Source organism: Streptomyces sp. NPDC020747, from assembly GCF_044334695.1.
GTDB lineage: Bacteria > Actinomycetota > Actinomycetes > Streptomycetales > Streptomycetaceae > Streptomyces.
Genome location: NZ_JBIRTJ010000029.1, coordinates 71,077 through 87,203, shown reverse-complemented (window position 1 = coordinate 87,203; position 16,127 = coordinate 71,077). Strand labels below are relative to the sequence as shown.

Genomic DNA, 16,127 nt, shown 5'->3' with positions numbered 1-16,127 from the left:
TCACCCTCTCGGGCTTTCCTCCGGGCGCTTCCCTTCGGTCTTGCGTTTCCGACTCTATCAGACCGTTTTCCGATCCGATTTCCTCGGTGCTTTCCAGGTTTTCGCTTTCGCGTTTCCCTTTCCGGCGACTCCGACTTTATCAGAAGTTCTGAGTCGGAATTCCCGCCCCGGTCGGGGTGGTCCGGACACGCAGTTGTGCCGGGTTCCCGTTCAGGCGGAGCCGTAAACGTACTGGAGCGGGGCGCCCCGATGCAAATCGAGGGGCCCCGCTCCGGGTTCACGCGTACGAGGTGCTCAAACCTCGACCACGACCGGCAGGATCATCGGCCGGCGGCGGTAGGTGTCCGAGACCCATTTGCCCAGCGTACGGCGGATCAGTTGCTGCATCTGGTGGGGTTCGACCACGCCGTCCTGGGCCGAACGCTCCAGAACCTCGGTGATCTTCGGGAGGACGTCACCGAAGGCGGAGTCGTCGATGCCCGAGCCGCGAGCCTGGATGTGCGGACCACCGGTGATCTTGCCCGTGCTGGAGTCCATCACCACGAAGACCGAGATGATGCCCTCGTCGCCGAGGATCTTGCGGTCCTTGAGCGCGGGCTCGCCGACGTCACCGACCGAGAGGCCGTCGACGTACACGTATCCCGCCTGGACCTTGCCGGAGATCTTGGCCTTGCCTTCGACGAGGTCGACGACGACGCCGTCCTCGGCGATGACGATCCGGTCGTGCGGGACGCCGGTGAGGGCGCCCAGCTCGGCGTTGGCGCGCAGGTGGCGCCATTCGCCGTGGACCGGCATCAGGTTGCGCGGCTTGCAGATGTTGTAGAAGTACAGGAGCTCGCCCGCGGACGCGTGGCCCGAGACGTGCACCTTGGCGTTGCCCTTGTGGACGACGTTGGCGCCCCAGCGGGTGAGGCCGTTGATCACGCGGTAGACCGCGTTCTCGTTGCCCGGGATGAGCGACGACGCCAGGATCACCGTGTCGCCCTGGACGATGCGGATCTGGTGGTCCCGGTTCGCCATGCGGGACAGCGCGGCCATCGGCTCGCCCTGTGAGCCCGTACAGACGAGGACGATCTCGCGCTCCGGGAGATCGTCGAGCGTCTTGACGTCGACGACCAGGCCCGGCGGGACCTTCAGATAGCCCAGGTCTCTGGCGATGCCCATGTTGCGGACCATCGAGCGGCCGACGAAGGCGACCCTGCGGCCGTACTCGTGAGCGGCGTCGAGGATCTGCTGGATGCGGTGGACGTGGCTGGCGAAGCTGGCCACGATGATCCGCTTGCTGGCGCCGGCGAAGACCTGGCGCAGCACGTTCGAGATTTCGCGCTCGGGCGGGACGAAGCCCGGGACCTCGGCGTTGGTGGAGTCCGAGAGGAGGAGGTCGATGCCCTCCTCGCTCAGACGCGCGAACGCGTGTAGATCTGTCAGACGACCGTCCAGCGGGAGCTGGTCCATCTTGAAGTCGCCGGTGTGGACGACCATGCCCGCGGGAGTGCGGATGGCGACCGCGAGGGCGTCCGGGATGGAGTGGTTGACCGCGACGAACTCGCAGTCGAAGGGACCGATGCGCTCTCGGTGCCCCTCCGCGACTTCGAGCGTGTACGGACGGATGCGGTGCTCCTGGAGCTTCGCCTCGATGAGGGCGAGGGTCAGCTTGGAGCCGATGAGCGGGATGTCCGGCTTCTCGCGCAGGAGGAAGGGGACGCCGCCGATGTGGTCCTCGTGACCATGGGTGAGGACGATGCCCTCGATGTCGTCGAGGCGGTCCCTGACGGAACTGAAGTCCGGCAGGATCAGGTCGATTCCGGGCTGCTCCTCCTCGGGGAAGAGCACGCCGCAGTCGACGATCAGAAGGCGGCCTCCGTACTCGAAGACCGTCATGTTTCGGCCGATTTCACCGAGGCCGCCGAGCGGGGTGACCCGCAGGCCGCCCTTCGGGAGGACCGGCGGAGCGCCGAGTTCAGGATGCGGATGACTCAAAAGACTCTCCTCACCACACACGCCACGTACCTGGCAGGGCACGTGGCGCGCGTGACGTTCGTGCAGTAGCAGTTGTCTGGTGGTGCAGGCCCTCCGGCCTGCGGGTCGTGCGTATTCAGTTGTGAAGTCTGTGGTTAGAGCTGTACCCCGCCGGCGGCAAGATCGATCTTGAGCTGGGCGGTCTCGTCGGGTGACAGGCCGACCATGGGCAGACGCAGCGGTCCGGCGGGCAGGCCCTGGAGGGCGAGTGCGGCCTTGGTCGTCATGACGCCCTGGGTGCGGAACATGCCGGTGAAGACAGGGAGCAGCTTCTGGTGGATCTCGGTGGCCTTCTGGACGTCGCCGCTGACGTACGCGTCGATCATGGCCCGCAGCTCGGGGGTGACGACGTGACCGACGACGGAGACGAAGCCGACCGCGCCCACGGAGAGCAGCGGGAGGTTCAGCATGTCGTCGCCGGAGTACCAGGCGAGGCCGGAGCTGGCGATGGCCCAGCTGGCACGGCCCAGGTCGCCCTTGGCGTCCTTGTTGGCGACGATACGCGGGTGCTCGGCCAGACGCACCAGCGTTTCCGTGTTGATCGGGACACCGCTGCGGCCGGGGATGTCGTAGAGCATCACCGGCAGGTCGGTCGCGTCGGCGATGACCTTGAAGTGCTGGTACAGGCCCTCCTGCGGGGGCTTGTTGTAGTACGGCGTGACGGTCAGGAGACCGTGTGCGCCGACCTTCTCGGCCGACCGGGCCAGCTCGACGCTGTGGCGCGTGTCGTTCGTGCCGACGCCCGCGACGACGTGGGCGCGGTCGCCGACCGCCTCCAGTACGGCTCGTACGAGATCCGCTTTCTCCGCGTTGCTGGTGGTCGGGGACTCGCCGGTGGTGCCGTTGACGATCAGGCCGTCGTTGCCTGCGTCCACCAGGTGGGTGGCGAGCCGCTGAGCGCCGTCGAGGTCGAGTGCGCCGTCCGCCGCGAAGGGCGTGACCATTGCGGTGAGGACCCGCCCGAAGGGGGTCTGCGGAGTGGAGGTCGGAGCCATGGGTAACACGCTACTCGCTGCTCAACGTGCGGTCTGCCCTCGGGGGCGGTGACAAGTCACGACAAAAGAGGAGCCCGGCACTGCCTGCTCGGGGGTTCAAGCAGTGCCGGGTCCGTTTGATCAGGCTAGATGAACTTCTCGAAATGCCGCAATACGGACACTTCGCAGGGTTGACCCGTACACATGTGCCCGACCGGGTGACGGAGGTGCGCTACGGCGCCACGCGCCCGTTGCCATTGAAGGCGGCGTACGTGAGGGGCATGAGCCTGGCCCATTCCGCCTCCATCTTCTCGCCGACCATCTCGATCTCCCGCTGGGGGAAGGACGGGACCTTCGCCAGCTCGTGCTGGGTGCGCAGCCCGAGGAAGTGCATCAGCGAGCGGGCGTTGCACGTCGCGTACATCGACGAGAAGAGGCCGACCGGGAGGACCGCACGGGCGACCTCGCGGGCCACGCCGGCGGCGAGCATCTCCTGGTACGCCTCGTACGCCTGGCGGTAGGAGTCCTCCATGACGCGGCCCGTCAGCTCCTGCTGGGCCTGGGTGCCCTCCACGAAGACGTACTTGCCGGGGCGGCCCTCCTGGACCAGCTTGCGGGACTCGCCCGGGACGTAGAAGACCGGCTGGAGCTCCCTGTACCGGCCCGACTCCTCGTTGTACGACCAGCCGACGCGGTGGCGCATGAACTCGCGGAAGACGAAGATCGGGGCATTGATGAAGAACGTCATCGAGTTGTGCTCGAAGGGGCTGCCGTGCCGGTCCCGCATCAGGTAGTTGATCAGGCCCTTTGAGCGCTCCGGGTCCTTCTGCAGCTCTTCCAGGGACTGCTCCCCGAGCGTCGAGACGCGGGCGGCGAACAGCACGTCGGAGTCGGAGGCGGTGTGCTTGACCAGCTCGACGGTGACATCGCTGCGGAAGCTGGGCTTGAGGTCGTCGGCGGGTGTGTCGGTCACGGCTTGGAGGGTCCTTCCCATCACTGGCTCGGGCGGCGTCCACTCTACGGCCCGGCACTGACAACGGGGCGTTCGGTGCCGTGCTGCGACATTCTTTGCCGAACTTCTGCGAAGTCGGTGAAACTGGGCACCAATTGGGGCTCTCGCTCGTCTGTATTGGTGACAGCGATTCGTTCGATTCGACTGTTCCGTCAGACCCCCTTCGAGCCTCCAGAGGAGAAGCGCACCCCATGTTTCGTCGGCGCGAGCCCGTTCCGTTCGCCTTCATCGCCGAAGCCGACAGGTTCCGCAGCAATGTCACTCCCCCACCGCGTCAGCGGGCCTCCGCCGGTGAGCTGGCGGGCCGATGGCTCATAGGCCTCACCGTGGTCGCGGGCCTCGTGGGTTCCCTGCTGATAGGGACGCCCGCCCTGTCGGCCGACAGTTCGCCCGCGCATACGCAGCATTCGGACGCGTCGCAGGGCCGTTGACCCTCCTCCACCGCCCCGGATGGCCTGGGAGCACCCCCATGGACCCCCGAGGGTGGTGACCGGTGATCCCGCTAGGTAGCCTCACCGGGCATAGCCCATGCGTGGATTGAGTGAGGATCAGTCGTGCCCCTGCCCTTTCTGACCGCCGATCGCGCTTTCGACGAGGCGGGCGAGGATCTCGCGCTGCCGTTCGACGATCGCGACCAGTGGCGACGCCCCTACCGGCCCGGACCGTGGCGCGTCGCCGCGTCGGCGCTCCTGCTGCTGCTCGCGTCGTACGTGCTGTTCGCGGCGGTCATCGTCGCGGCGGCCGGCAATCGGTCCGGTGGCGCGGTCTTCCTGGGGCTCGCGGGGCTCGTCATCGTGTGCGCCCTGCGGCTGCTTCGTATGGGCGCGTGGGTGAGCGCGCACGGGCTGCGCCGGGTCCGATTCCTGATCACCAGTACGGCTCCCTGGGCGAAGGTCCAGACGGTGCGGACGGTCCAGCAGCCGGTGCGCTGGCTCGGGCTGCCGCGCACCGTGCAGGGGCAGGCGCTCGTCCTCATCAGCAGCGACCGCTCCGGTGCCGAGCCGATACACCTGCTGACCACGCACAACGCGGACTTCCTCGGGCGCCCCGACGCGTTCGACCGGGCCGCGGACGGCGTCGAGGTGTGGGCGGACGAGTACGGCGGGCACGCCTGACCGTCGGCGCGGACAACACAGTCGGCATGGTGAAGGGGCCGGTCCGCGGGTGCGGGCCGGCCCCTTCACCATGTCTGTGTGTCCGTGCCTGTGTGTCCGTGTCGGTGCCTCAGGCCCGTACGGGTTTCCCGTCGTGCAGGGCGATCGCGTGCTGCATCGCCTTGCGGGCCCGGGGAGTGTCGCGGGCGTCGTGGTAGGCGATGGCCAGCCGGAACCAGCTGCGCCAGTCGTCGGGGGCGTCCTCGGTCTCGGCCTTGCGCCTGGCGAAGACCTCGTCGGCCGAGTCGCGGTCGATCCGGCCGGCCGGGGTGCGCTTCAACTCGTCGACGGGCAGGCCGCCTTCGGCGTCGAGCTCGGCGGCCAGCCGGTTGGCCCTCTGGACGAACTGGGTGTTCTTCCAGAGGAACCAGATGCCGATCACCGGCAGGATGAGGACGGCGACACCGAAGGTGACGGTGAGCAGGGTGCCGCTCTGTATGAGCATCACTCCGCGGCTGCCGACCAGGACGAAGTAGACGACCAGGACGGCGGCCGTGACGGCGTAAGTGATCTTCGCGCCCATGGCGGTTACTTCAGATCCAGGAAGTTTTCCAGGCCGAAGGTCAGGCCCGGGGTGTCCACCACACGGCGTACGCCGAGCAGGATGCCCGGCATGAAGCTGCTGTGGTGGAGGGAGTCGTGGCGGACGGTGAGGGTCTCGCCCTCGGCGCCGAGCAGCACCTCCTGGTGGGCCAGCAGACCGCGCAGGCGCACCGAGTGGACCGGGACACCGTCCACGTCCGCGCCGCGGGCGCCGTCCAGGGCCGTGACCGTGGCGTCGGGCTGCGCGGCGCTGCCCGCCCGCCGGCGAGCGGCAGCGATGAGCTGGGCGGTGCGGTGGGCGGTGCCGCTCGGGGCGTCCACCTTGTTCGGGTGGTGCAGCTCGATGACCTCGACGGACTCGAAGTAGGGCGCGGCAGCCTCCGCGAACTTCATCGTGAGGACTGCGCCGATGGAGAAGTTCGGGGCGATGAGCACGCCCGTCTCCGGTGAGGCGGCGAGCGAGGTGTTCAGCTGCGCCAGGCGCTCGTCGGTCCAGCCGGTCGTACCGACCACGGCGTGGATGCCGTGGCGGACGCAGAAGTCGAGGTTGCCCATGACCGAGGCCGGCGTGGTCAGTTCGACGACGACCTGGGCGCCGGCGTCCACCAGCGTCTCCAGTTTGTCGTCGCGGCCGAGGGCGGCCACCAGCTCCAGGTCCTCGGCCGCCTCGACGGCTCGTACCGCCTCGGATCCGATACGGCCCTTTGCACCGAGGACCGCCACGCGCAGCTTGCTCATCTTCTTGCTTCCTTACCGGATTCGAGGGTTACGCGACCGCTTCGTGCAGACGGGAAGCCTGTTTGTCCTTCAGCGGGCCGATGACCGCCAGCGAGGGCCGCTGTCCCAGGATCTCGCGGGCCACCTCCCGTACGTCGTCCGGGGTGACCGAGGCGATCCGGGTCAGCATGTCGTCGACGGACATCTGCTCGCCCCAGCACAGCTCGCTCTTGCCGATACGGTTCATCAGCGCGCCCGTGTCCTCCAGGCCGAGGACCGTGGAGCCGCGGAGCTGGCCGATGGCGCGGCCGATCTCGTCGTCCGACAGACCGTGCTCGGCGACCTGGTCGAGTTCGTCGCGGCAGATCTTCAGCACGTCGTGGACCTGGCTGGGCCGGCAGCCCGCGTACACACCGAAGAGGCCGCAGTCGGCGAAGCCCGAGGTGTACGAGTACACGCTGTAGGCGAGGCCGCGCTTCTCGCGGACCTCCTGGAAGAGGCGGGAGGACATGCCGCCGCCCAGCGCGGTGTTCAGGACGCCCAGGGCCCAGCGGCGCTCGTCCGTGCGGGCCAGGCCCGGCATACCGAGGACGACGTGGGCCTGCTCGGTCTTGCGGCCGATGAGCTCGACACGTCCGGAGGTGCGGAGGGTGCGGGAGCCGTCGCGCGGGGCGATCGGACCGGCGTCCGGTCGCTTGAGGGCGCCCGACTTCTCGAAGGCGGCGCGGACCTGGCGTACGACCTTGTCGTGGTCGACGTTTCCAGCGGCGGCGACCACGAGGTGGGTCGGGTCGTAGTGCTTCTTGTAGAAGCGGCGGATGCGGTCCGCGGTGAGGGCGTTGACGGTGTCGACCGTGCCGAGGACCGGGCGGCCGAGGGGGGTGTCGCCGAGCATGGTGGCCGCGAACAGGTCGTGCACGCAGTCGCCCGGGTCGTCCTCCGTCATGGCGATCTCTTCGAGGATCGCGCCCCGCTCGACGTTCACGTCCTCTTCGCGGATCAGCGAGCCCGTGAGCATGTCGCAGACGACGTCGATGGCGAGCGGGAGGTCGGTGTCGAGCACGCGTGCGTAGTAGCACGTGTACTCCTTCGCCGTGAACGCGTTCATCTCGCCGCCGACCGCGTCGATGGCGGAGGAGATGTCCAGGGCGCTGCGCTTCCGCGTGCCCTTGAAGAGGAGGTGTTCCAGGTAGTGCGTGGCGCCGTTCAGAGCCGGCGTCTCGTCGCGCGAGCCGACGTGCGCCCAGATGCCGAAGGTGGCGGAGCGCACGGAGGGCAGGGTCTCGGTGACGACGCGCAGGCCACCCGGGAGGGTGGTCTTGCGGACCGTACCGATGCCGTTCTCGCCCTTGATCAGGGTTTGGGTACGGGCGACGGCCCGCGCCTCCGAGGAGGTGCGGGCCGTCGCCGTGGAGCTACTCGACGTCACTTGTCGGTGTCGTCCTTCTTCTCATCGTCGCCTTCGCCCTCGATCACGGGGATCAGGGAGAGCTTGCCGCGGGAGTCGATCTCGGCGATCTCGACCTGGACCTTGGAGCCCACGCCGACGACGTCCTCGACGTTCTCCACGCGCTTGCCGCCGGCGAGCTTGCGGATCTGCGAGATGTGCAGCAGACCGTCCTTGCCCGGGAGCAGCGACACGAACGCACCGAAGGTCGTCGTCTTCACGACGGTGCCCAGGTAGCGCTCGCCGACCTCCGGCATGGTCGGGTTGGCGATGCCGTTGATCGTGGCGCGGGCGGCCTCGGCCTGCGAGCCCTGGGCGGCACCGATGTAGATGGTGCCGTCGTCCTCGATCGTGATGTCGGCGCCGGTGTCCTCCTGGATCTGGTTGATCATCTTGCCCTTCGGGCCGATGACCTCACCGATCTTGTCCACGGGGATCTTGACCGTGATGATCCGCGGGGCGTTCGGGGACATCTCGTCCGGCGTGTCGATCGCTTCCATCATCACGTCGAGGATGTGGAGGCGGGCGTCACGGGCCTGCTTGAGGGCCGCGGCCAGGACGGAGGCCGGGATGCCGTCCAGCTTGGTGTCGAGCTGGAGGGCGGTGACGAACTCCTTGGTACCGGCGACCTTGAAGTCCATGTCGCCGAAGGCGTCCTCCGCACCGAGGATGTCGGTGAGGGCGACGTAGTGCGTCTCGCCGTTGATCTCCTGGGAGATCAGGCCCATGGCGATACCGGCGACGGGGGCCTTGAGGGGCACACCGGCGTTCAGCAGCGACATGGTGGAGGCGCAGACCGAGCCCATGGACGTCGAGCCGTTGGAGCCGAGGGCCTCGGACACCTGACGGATCGCGTACGGGAAGTCCTCGCGCGAGGGCAGGACCGGGACGATCGCGCGCTCGGCGAGCGCGCCGTGGCCGATCTCGCGGCGCTTCGGGGAGCCGACGCGGCCGGTCTCGCCCACGGAGTAGGGCGGGAAGTTGTAGTTGTGCATGTAGCGCTTGCGGGTCACCGGGGAAAGGGTGTCCAGCTGCTGCTCCATCCGGAGCATGTTGAGGGTGGTGACGCCCAGGATCTGGGTCTCGCCACGCTCGAACAGCGCCGAGCCGTGCACGCGCGGGATGGCCTCGACCTCGGCGGCGAGCGTACGGATGTCCGTGACGCCGCGGCCGTCGATGCGGACCTTGTCCTTGATGACGCGCTCACGGACCAGGGACTTGGTCAGCGAGCGGTACGCGGCGGAGATCTCCTTCTCGCGGCCCTCGAACTGCGGGAGCAGCTTCTCGGCGGCGATCTCCTTGATGCGGTCCAGCTCGGCCTCGCGGTCCTGCTTGCCGGCGATGGTGAGCGCCTGGGAGAGCTCGCTCTTGACCGCGGCGGTCAGGGCCTCCAGGACGTCGTCCTGGTAGTCGAGGAAGACCGGGAACTCGCCGGTGGGCTTGGCGGCCTTGGCGGCGAGGTCGGCCTGGGCCTTGCAGAGCACCTTGATGAAGGGCTTCGCGGCGTCCAGACCGGAGGCGACGATCTCCTCGGTCGGCGCCTCGGCGCCGCCCGCGACCAGCGCGATGGTCTTCTCGGTGGCCTCGGCCTCGACCATCATGATCGCGACGTCGCCGTCCTCCAGGACGCGACCGGCGACGACCATGTCGAAGACGGCGTCCTCGAGCTCGGTGTGCGTCGGGAACGCGACCCACTGGCCGTTGATCAGCGCGACGCGGACGCCGCCGATCGGGCCGGAGAAGGGCAGACCGGCCAGCTGGGTGGACGCGGAGGCCGCGTTGATCGCGACGACGTCGTACAGGTGGTCGGGGTTGAGCGCCATGATCGTGGCGACGACCTGGATCTCGTTGCGCAGGCCCTTCTTGAAGGACGGGCGCAGCGGGCGGTCGATCAGGCGGCAGGTGAGGATCGCGTCCTCGGAGGGACGGCCCTCGCGGCGGAAGAAGCTGCCGGGGATCTTGCCGGCGGCGTACATCCGCTCCTCGACGTCCACCGTGAGGGGGAAGAAGTCGAGATTTTCCTTGGGCTTCTTGGAGGCGGTGGTGGCCGACAACACCATGGTGTCGTCGTCCAGGTACGCGACGGCGGATCCGGCGGCCTGCCTGGCCAGCCTGCCCGTCTCGAAGCGGATGGTGCGGGTGCCGAAGGATCCGTTGTCGATAACGGCCTCGGCGTAGTGGGTCTCGTTCTCCACTAGCGTTTTCTCCGATACTTTTCGTCTTTTGTCCCGATCCGCCCGTGTGGCGGGGGGACGTGGGCGGAGAAGTGCGCCTTCTCGTGCGGGCCGGTCTTCGATCGAAGCACCCGGGGTTCGCATCGCCCGGGAGCCACTACCGAGGACCGGCGGCGGCGAGGTGCACTTCTCCTCGTGAAACTGTGTCGTGCTACCACACTACAAAGGTGCGGTGACACTGCGCACGTACAGCAAAGGGAGCGGCCCCCCAAGAGTGGGAACCGCTCCCTTCACGGCGTCTTACTTGGCGCCCGCCGCACCGCGGCGGATGCCCAGGCGGTCGACCAGCGCACGGAAGCGCTGGATGTCCTTCTTCGCCAGGTACTGCAGGAGGCGACGGCGCTGACCGACCAGGATCAGCAGACCACGACGGGAGTGGTGGTCGTGCTTGTGGGTCTTGAGGTGCTCGGTCAGATCCGAGATGCGGCGCGAGAGCATCGCGACCTGGACCTCGGGGGAGCCGGTGTCGCCCTCCTTCTGACCGAACTCGGTGATGAGCTGCTTCTTCGTAGCGGCGTCGAGCGACACGCGTACTCCTCGTAGTCTTTGAGTAGCCACCGAGTGCCCCTGGTCCACATCTCAGGGGAGCTTCCGTAACTCGGGAGGCGGGGATCCGCTGGGCGCGTCCTCCAGGGCCCTTGGGGGGCGGTCCGGGGGTGCGTACACATACGGCCGTCACACAGGGTACCAGGGGGTGGGGGTCCCGCTTACCGGGGTTCCGGGAGTCCGGGGAGGCCAGGGGCGGTCCCAGTAGGGTGACGCGACAGTTCGTTCGTCAGGTCGGCCCCGTACGTCGGATGCGTACGGGGCCGTACGTCGGATGCGTACGTCGGGAAGGGGTCGCTTCGTCATGGCCGAGGCAGAGGACAAGGACGTCAAGGCGCGCAAGGAGCGGGAGAAGGACGAGCTCTACGCCCTCGACATCTCGGGTGTCGAGTGGCAGAGCGCGCCGGGCACGGAGGAGCACGAGGAGCGGGTCGAGATCGCGTACCTGCCCGGGGGCGCGGTGGCCATGCGGTCGTCCCTCGACCCGGACACGGTCCTGCGGTACACGGAGGCGGAGTGGCGGGCCTTCGTGCTGGGGGCGCGCGACGGCGAGTTCGATCTGGAGCCCGCGCCGCACAATGGTGGGGTTTCGGCGGAGTAGCCGAGTAGCCGAGTAGCGGCGCAGTCGCCTTCGGGCGTGCGAGGGGCCGGTGGCTTGTATGCCACCGGTCCCCTTTGTTGTGTCGGGGTGCCGCCTTGTTGTGTCGGAGTGCTGCACGGTGGGGTGAAGGCACGCTTCTTAAGCACGCTTTTGTCCACTTTGCCGTCCGTACAAGGCCGTTCATACGTCACTTCTGCGCAGGGTGTTACGCAGTGGGTGGGACCGGAGGGGTGGACGGGCCTGCCGTGGGGGTGGTTGTGGTGATTAGGCTGGGGTGGGCGCGGCAGCAGAACCCGGGGACGGGGCCGTCGCGTCAGACAGGGGGAGCCGGGGCGCGACGGACGGCCTCGGACGATCGGAACGGTCGCCCCAGCTCGGTATGAGGGTGCTCGACCACACCAGGAGGAATTGTGAACAGCGATCGGGACGGGATCCGCGGGGGCTGGGCCACACCCGGCGATGACCAGTCCGACGCGGAGTCCGCCGTCGAGACGACGGGCGAGTTCACCATCGACTACGCCCCTCCCGCCTGGTACACGCAGAACGCGTCGGGGAGTTCGGAGGGGGCTTCGAACGCGCCGGCTCCGGTCGAGGAGGTGTCGGACGAGGCAGAGGCAGAGGCAGAGGTCTCGGACGGGTCCGAGGGAGGCGGGGCTGCGGGTGCGGCTGCGGCTGCGGGGGCACCCGAGGCGCCTGCGGTTTCGCCGGCTTCCGTGCCTTCTTTCGCGCCTGGGGCGCCTTTCGCTCCGCCCGCTGCTGTTCCTCCCTCGCCTGTTCCCCCCTCTGCTCCTGACGGTGGTCCGGGTGCCGTTCCGCGGTTGCCTGTCGGGAGTGGGTTCGAGCCCCAGGCTCCGGCTCCTGTCGCGCCCTCTGCCGGGCCTGCCGGTCTGCCGAAGCTGCCGAACCTCCAGGGTGTGCCGGTGGCGTCGCCGGACGAGGCCGAGGAAGACAGCGTCGAGGAAGACAGTGGGGACATCGAGAGCGGCGCCACCATGCGGATCTCCGCTGCCGCCGTGAAGCGGGAGGTCTCGGAGCGGGCCGCGGCTTCGGACGAGGTCGCCGACGCCGACGCCGACGCCGAGGATTCTGAGGAGAACTCCGACGCGGCCTCCGATGCGGGCCTCGACGCGGAGGTCGTCAAGGTGGCGTTCGGGCGTGAGTCCGATGACGACGACGGCGTGGACGACGTGGATGGCGTGGATGGCGTTGACGAGGGAGCCGAGGTGGCAGCCTCGGAGGACGTGGCCGCGGCTTCCGGTCGGACCGACGCGTCGGACGAGGCCGAAGAGACCGACTCGGTCGACGTGACCGACGAAGACAAGGACGCCGTCGCGGACGATGACGATCCCGCGGGGGTCGTCGAGCTGCACCAGGTTGACGTCGACGCCGAGGACTCCGTTGACGTCAGCGATGCCGTGCCCGTGGCGGACGCGGAGCCGCAGGACGCGACCCCGGAGACGACCGTGGACACGGACACGGACACGGACACGGACTCGGAGCCGGAGGATGCCGCGCCCGCGAACCAGGCCGAGCCTCAAGACGCCGAGCCTCAGGACGCCGAACCTCAAGACGCCGAACCGCAGGATGCGGAGCCGCGGGATGTAGTGCCCGAGCCCACCGCCGACGTGGCCGACGCCGTGCAGGACACGCCTCCCGCGTGGGCTCCGCCGCCGATGCCTCAGGGCGGGCTTCCGCCGTTGCCTCCCTCGTACCAGCCTGCCGCGCCCGCTTCGGCCGCTCAGTGGCCAGTGTCCGCGGAGAGTGAGGGCGGGCCGTCGCCGGCGGAGACTCCGGCTCAGCCGTCCGTACCGCCGCAGGGCCTGCAGCCCTTCCAGCCGCAGGCTCCCCAGCCCTCGCCGTCGGCCTGGCCCGCCGCGCCCGGTACGCCTGCCGTGACACCTGCCGCGGCCGACGCTCCTTCCGCAACCGCGCCGCCTGCCGCTGACGTACCCCCGTCGGCTCCGGCCCCCGCTGCTCCGGCGGCTCCCGGGCAGCCGGGCGGTTATGGATTCCCGCAGTTCAGCGCTCCGGGCACGGCTCCGGGTCCCGGTCCGCAGGACAGCGTTCCCCGTACGACTCCGGAGCCCCAGGACAGCGTCCCTGGTACGGCCCCGGCGGCGCAGGCCGTTCCCGGCTTCCCGCAGCCCGGACCTACGACCGCGCCTCCGGCTCAGGTTCCCGCACCGGCTCAAGCGCCCGCGCCTGGGCAGCAGAACCCGGCCCCGGCACCCCAAGGCGGCTACGGCTTCCCGCAGTCCGGCCCCGCCGCCGCCCAGCCCACTCCCCCGGCGCCCCAGGACGGCTACGGCCTCCAGCAGCCGGGCCTTCCCACACCGCCCCAGCAGCCCGCCCCGGCCCAGCCCGCTCCGGTGGCGCCGAACGCCCCGGCGCAGGCTCCCGGTTACGGGTTCCCGCAGCCGGGGACCCCCGCACCGAGCGCGCCCAACGCGCCCGGCCCACAGCCCGGTTACGGGTTCCCGCAGCAGGGCGCTCCGTCGCAGAGCGAGCCCAGCGCGCCTGCGCAGCCGCCCGCGGGCTACGGGTTCCCCCCGCCGGGAACCCCTGCCCCGAGCACGCCCAACGCGCCCAACCCGCCCGGCTCGCAGCCCGGTTACGGGTTCCCGCAGCCCGGCGCCGCGCCCGCCGCGAACCCCGCGGCGCCGCACGTGCCGAACCAGCCGGCCGGAGCCGGTGCAGGATCGGGCTACGGATTCCCGCCGCCCGGGGCGCCCAACCCGCCCGATCGGGCGGGGGGTTACGGGTTCCCGCAGCCGTCGGCCGCCCAGGCCCCGGCTCCCCCCGCGCCCCAGGCGCCGGCCCCGGCCGCGCAAGCTCCCGCCCCGCAGCACGCACTCGCGCCCCACCAGCCCGCCCCGCAGCCGCCCGCCGCCCAGCCGCTCCCCCAGCAGGGGCAGCCCCACCAGCAGCCCGTACCGCATCAGCCGAACGCGGGCGCCGGCCAGCACGGCGTACCCCAGCCGGGAGCCCATCAGCCGCAGCCCCAAGCACACCAGCCGCAGGCTCACCAAGCCCAAGCCCAAGCCCAAGGTCAGGGCCAGGGCCAGCCCCAAGGACAGCAACCGCCGCACCAGGCCGGTCAGCAGCCCCCCGTCGACCCCCGGACCGGCACCGCCTGGCCGCAGCCCGTGCAGCATGATCAGCGGCAGCCGACCAATCCGGGGGCGCCGCTCGGCTACACGGCGGCCGTGGAACTGTCGTCGGACCGGCTGCTCAACAACAAGAAGCAGAAGGCGAAGAGCGGTCGGCCCGCCGCCGGTTCCTCCCGGTTCAAGATCGGTGGGAAGAAGGAGGAGGCCGAGCGGCAGCGGAAGTTGGAGCTGATCCGTACGCCGGTGCTGTCCTGCTACCGGATCGCCGTCATCAGCCTCAAGGGCGGTGTGGGCAAGACGACCACGACCACCGCGCTCGGCTCCACGCTCGCCACCGAGCGGCAGGACAAGATCCTCGCCATCGACGCCAACCCGGACGCCGGTACCCTCGGCCGCCGTGTGCGCCGGGAGACCGGGGCCACGATCCGTGACCTCGTCCAGGCGATCCCGTACCTCAACTCCTATATGGACATCCGGCGGTTCACGTCCCAGGCGCCCTCCGGGTTGGAGATCATCGCCAACGACGTCGACCCGGCCGTCTCCACGACGTTCAACGACGAGGACTACCGGCGCGCGATCGACGTGCTCGGCAAGCAGTACCCGATCATCCTCACCGACTCGGGTACGGGCCTGCTCTACAGCGCCATGCGCGGCGTGCTCGACCTCGCCGACCAGCTCATCATCATCTCGACGCCGTCGGTCGACGGTGCCAGCAGCGCCAGTACGACGCTGGACTGGCTGTCGGCGCACGGGTACGCGGATCTAGTGTCGCGGTCCCTGACCGTAATCTCCGGAGTGCGCGAGACCGGCAAGATGATCAAGGTGGACGACATCGTCAGCCACTTCGAGACGCGCTGCCGGGGCGTCATCGTCGTGCCGTTCGACGAGCATCTCGCGGCCGGTGCCGAGGTCAATCTCGACATGATGCGGCCGAAGGTGCGCGAGGCGTACTTCAACCTCTCGGCGCTGGTCGCCGAGGACATCGCGCGGCACCAGCAGTCGCAGGGCCTGTGGACGTCGGACGGCAACCCGCCGCCGGTCGCCGCCCCTCCGATGCCGGGCCAGCCCTTCCCCGGTCAGCAGATGCCGGGCCAGCCGTACCCGGGCCAGATCCCCCAGCAGGGCCGGCCGCCCGCGCAGCCGGGTCAGCCCTATCCGCCGCAGCAACCCCAGCAGCACCCGGGCCAGCCGTACCCGCAGCAGCCCGGGGCCCAGCCCCCGCACGGGCACGGCGCTCCGCCGCAGCCCGGCGACTACCCGCAGCCGCCTCAGCAGCAGTACGCCCAACCCGGCCAGCACGCACAGCAGGCGCAGCCCGGCCAGCAGGGTCACCCCGGCGCCGCGCCCCAGGGCTGGCAGCCCCAGCCCGCCCCCGCCCAGCAGCCCGGTCAGCCCCAGCCGGGCGCCCCCTTCCAGCAACCCCCGGCCCCGGTCGCCGCCGGCCAGCCCTTCAACCCCAACGCCCCCGCACCGGACCCGGGCCAGCAGGTCCAGCCCGGGCAGCCCTACCAGCCCCCGCAGGCCGACCAGAGTGCGCAGGCGCCTCAGGCACCCCAGGCACCCCAGGGTCAGACCCCGCCGCCTCCGCCGCCCCACCAGTAACCGGCGTCACCCGTAACCCATACGGCCGAACTCGCCGCTCCCGTTCCACCCCGAAGGGCCCGCCCCGTATTCCACGGCGCGGGCCCTTCGCTTACCCCGCGACACCTCCCGGACGCGGCCGGTCCGTCGCGGCCCAAAACGGCTCCACACCAGCCACGTTCCCTGCCG

At 69.9% G+C, this 16,127-nt stretch carries 12 protein-coding genes and 1 pseudogene; 5 read left to right on the top strand and 8 right to left on the bottom strand.

Going from position 1 to position 16,127, the window contains the following annotated elements:
- Window positions 1-294: 294 nt before the first annotated feature.
- The 3 genes from ACH4YP_RS45880 to thyX all read right to left on the bottom strand — a co-directional run bounded on the left by ACH4YP_RS45880 (window position 295) and on the right by thyX (window position 3,966).
- Window positions 295-1,980 carry a ribonuclease J gene (locus ACH4YP_RS45880; RefSeq protein WP_361072655.1) on the bottom strand — a complete coding sequence of 562 codons (1,686 nt, stop codon included), beginning with the start codon at window positions 1,978-1,980 and terminating at the stop codon, window positions 295-297.
- Window positions 1,981-2,114: 134 nt separating this feature from the next.
- The gene (gene dapA, locus ACH4YP_RS45875) at window positions 2,115-3,014 is read right to left on the bottom strand and encodes a 4-hydroxy-tetrahydrodipicolinate synthase (protein ID WP_361072658.1); all 900 of its coding nucleotides are present in this window, start codon (window positions 3,012-3,014) and stop codon (window positions 2,115-2,117) included.
- A gap of 211 nt (window positions 3,015-3,225) precedes the next feature.
- Complete coding sequence (gene thyX / locus ACH4YP_RS45870; RefSeq protein WP_361072661.1) at window positions 3,226-3,966, bottom strand: FAD-dependent thymidylate synthase; 741 nt, start codon at window positions 3,964-3,966, stop codon at window positions 3,226-3,228.
- A 230-nt stretch (window positions 3,967-4,196) separates the two neighbouring features.
- Here thyX and ACH4YP_RS45865 point away from each other — a divergent pair, with 230 nt between their 5' ends.
- Window positions 4,197-4,436 carry a hypothetical protein gene (locus ACH4YP_RS45865; RefSeq protein WP_361072664.1) on the top strand — a complete coding sequence of 80 codons (240 nt, stop codon included), beginning with the start codon at window positions 4,197-4,199 and terminating at the stop codon, window positions 4,434-4,436.
- A gap of 123 nt (window positions 4,437-4,559) precedes the next feature.
- Window positions 4,560-5,120 carry a hypothetical protein gene (locus tag ACH4YP_RS45860; RefSeq protein WP_398497369.1) on the top strand — a complete coding sequence of 187 codons (561 nt, stop codon included), beginning with the start codon at window positions 4,560-4,562 and terminating at the stop codon, window positions 5,118-5,120.
- A 109-nt stretch (window positions 5,121-5,229) separates the two neighbouring features.
- On the opposite strand, the gene ACH4YP_RS45855 is transcribed toward ACH4YP_RS45860, so the two are convergent.
- The 5 genes from ACH4YP_RS45855 to rpsO all read right to left on the bottom strand — a co-directional run bounded on the left by ACH4YP_RS45855 (window position 5,230) and on the right by rpsO (window position 10,628).
- On the bottom strand, window positions 5,230-5,682 hold the full coding sequence (locus ACH4YP_RS45855) for a hypothetical protein (RefSeq protein ID WP_190232461.1): 453 nt from the start codon (window positions 5,680-5,682) through the stop codon (window positions 5,230-5,232).
- A gap of 5 nt (window positions 5,683-5,687) precedes the next feature.
- The gene (dapB, locus tag ACH4YP_RS45850) at window positions 5,688-6,440 is read right to left on the bottom strand and encodes a 4-hydroxy-tetrahydrodipicolinate reductase (protein ID WP_361072671.1); all 753 of its coding nucleotides are present in this window, start codon (window positions 6,438-6,440) and stop codon (window positions 5,688-5,690) included.
- 28 nt (window positions 6,441-6,468) lie between these two features.
- The gene (locus tag ACH4YP_RS45845) at window positions 6,469-7,848 is read right to left on the bottom strand and encodes a M16 family metallopeptidase (RefSeq protein WP_398497367.1); all 1,380 of its coding nucleotides are present in this window, start codon (window positions 7,846-7,848) and stop codon (window positions 6,469-6,471) included.
- Window positions 7,845-10,061, bottom strand: a complete 2,217-nt coding sequence (locus ACH4YP_RS45840; protein WP_361066388.1) for a polyribonucleotide nucleotidyltransferase — start codon at window positions 10,059-10,061, stop codon at window positions 7,845-7,847. Before ACH4YP_RS45840 ends, ACH4YP_RS45845 begins: the two co-directional genes overlap by 4 nt.
- A gap of 279 nt (window positions 10,062-10,340) precedes the next feature.
- Complete coding sequence (gene rpsO / locus ACH4YP_RS45835; protein WP_019075416.1) at window positions 10,341-10,628, bottom strand: 30S ribosomal protein S15; 288 nt, start codon at window positions 10,626-10,628, stop codon at window positions 10,341-10,343.
- 322 nt (window positions 10,629-10,950) lie between these two features.
- Here rpsO and ACH4YP_RS45830 point away from each other — a divergent pair, with 322 nt between their 5' ends.
- From ACH4YP_RS45830 to ACH4YP_RS45820, 3 genes and pseudogenes are all read left to right on the top strand, one after another.
- A complete protein-coding gene (locus ACH4YP_RS45830; RefSeq protein ID WP_151481659.1) occupies window positions 10,951-11,247 on the top strand; it encodes a DUF397 domain-containing protein in 297 nt (98 codons plus the stop codon).
- 410 nt (window positions 11,248-11,657) lie between these two features.
- Window positions 11,658-11,786: pseudogene (locus ACH4YP_RS45825) on the top strand (SCO5717 family growth-regulating ATPase); the annotation flags it as partial.
- 1,353 nt (window positions 11,787-13,139) lie between these two features.
- Complete coding sequence (locus ACH4YP_RS45820; protein WP_398497378.1) at window positions 13,140-15,959, top strand: AAA family ATPase; 2,820 nt, start codon at window positions 13,140-13,142, stop codon at window positions 15,957-15,959.
- The last annotated feature ends 168 nt before the right edge of the window (window positions 15,960-16,127 follow it).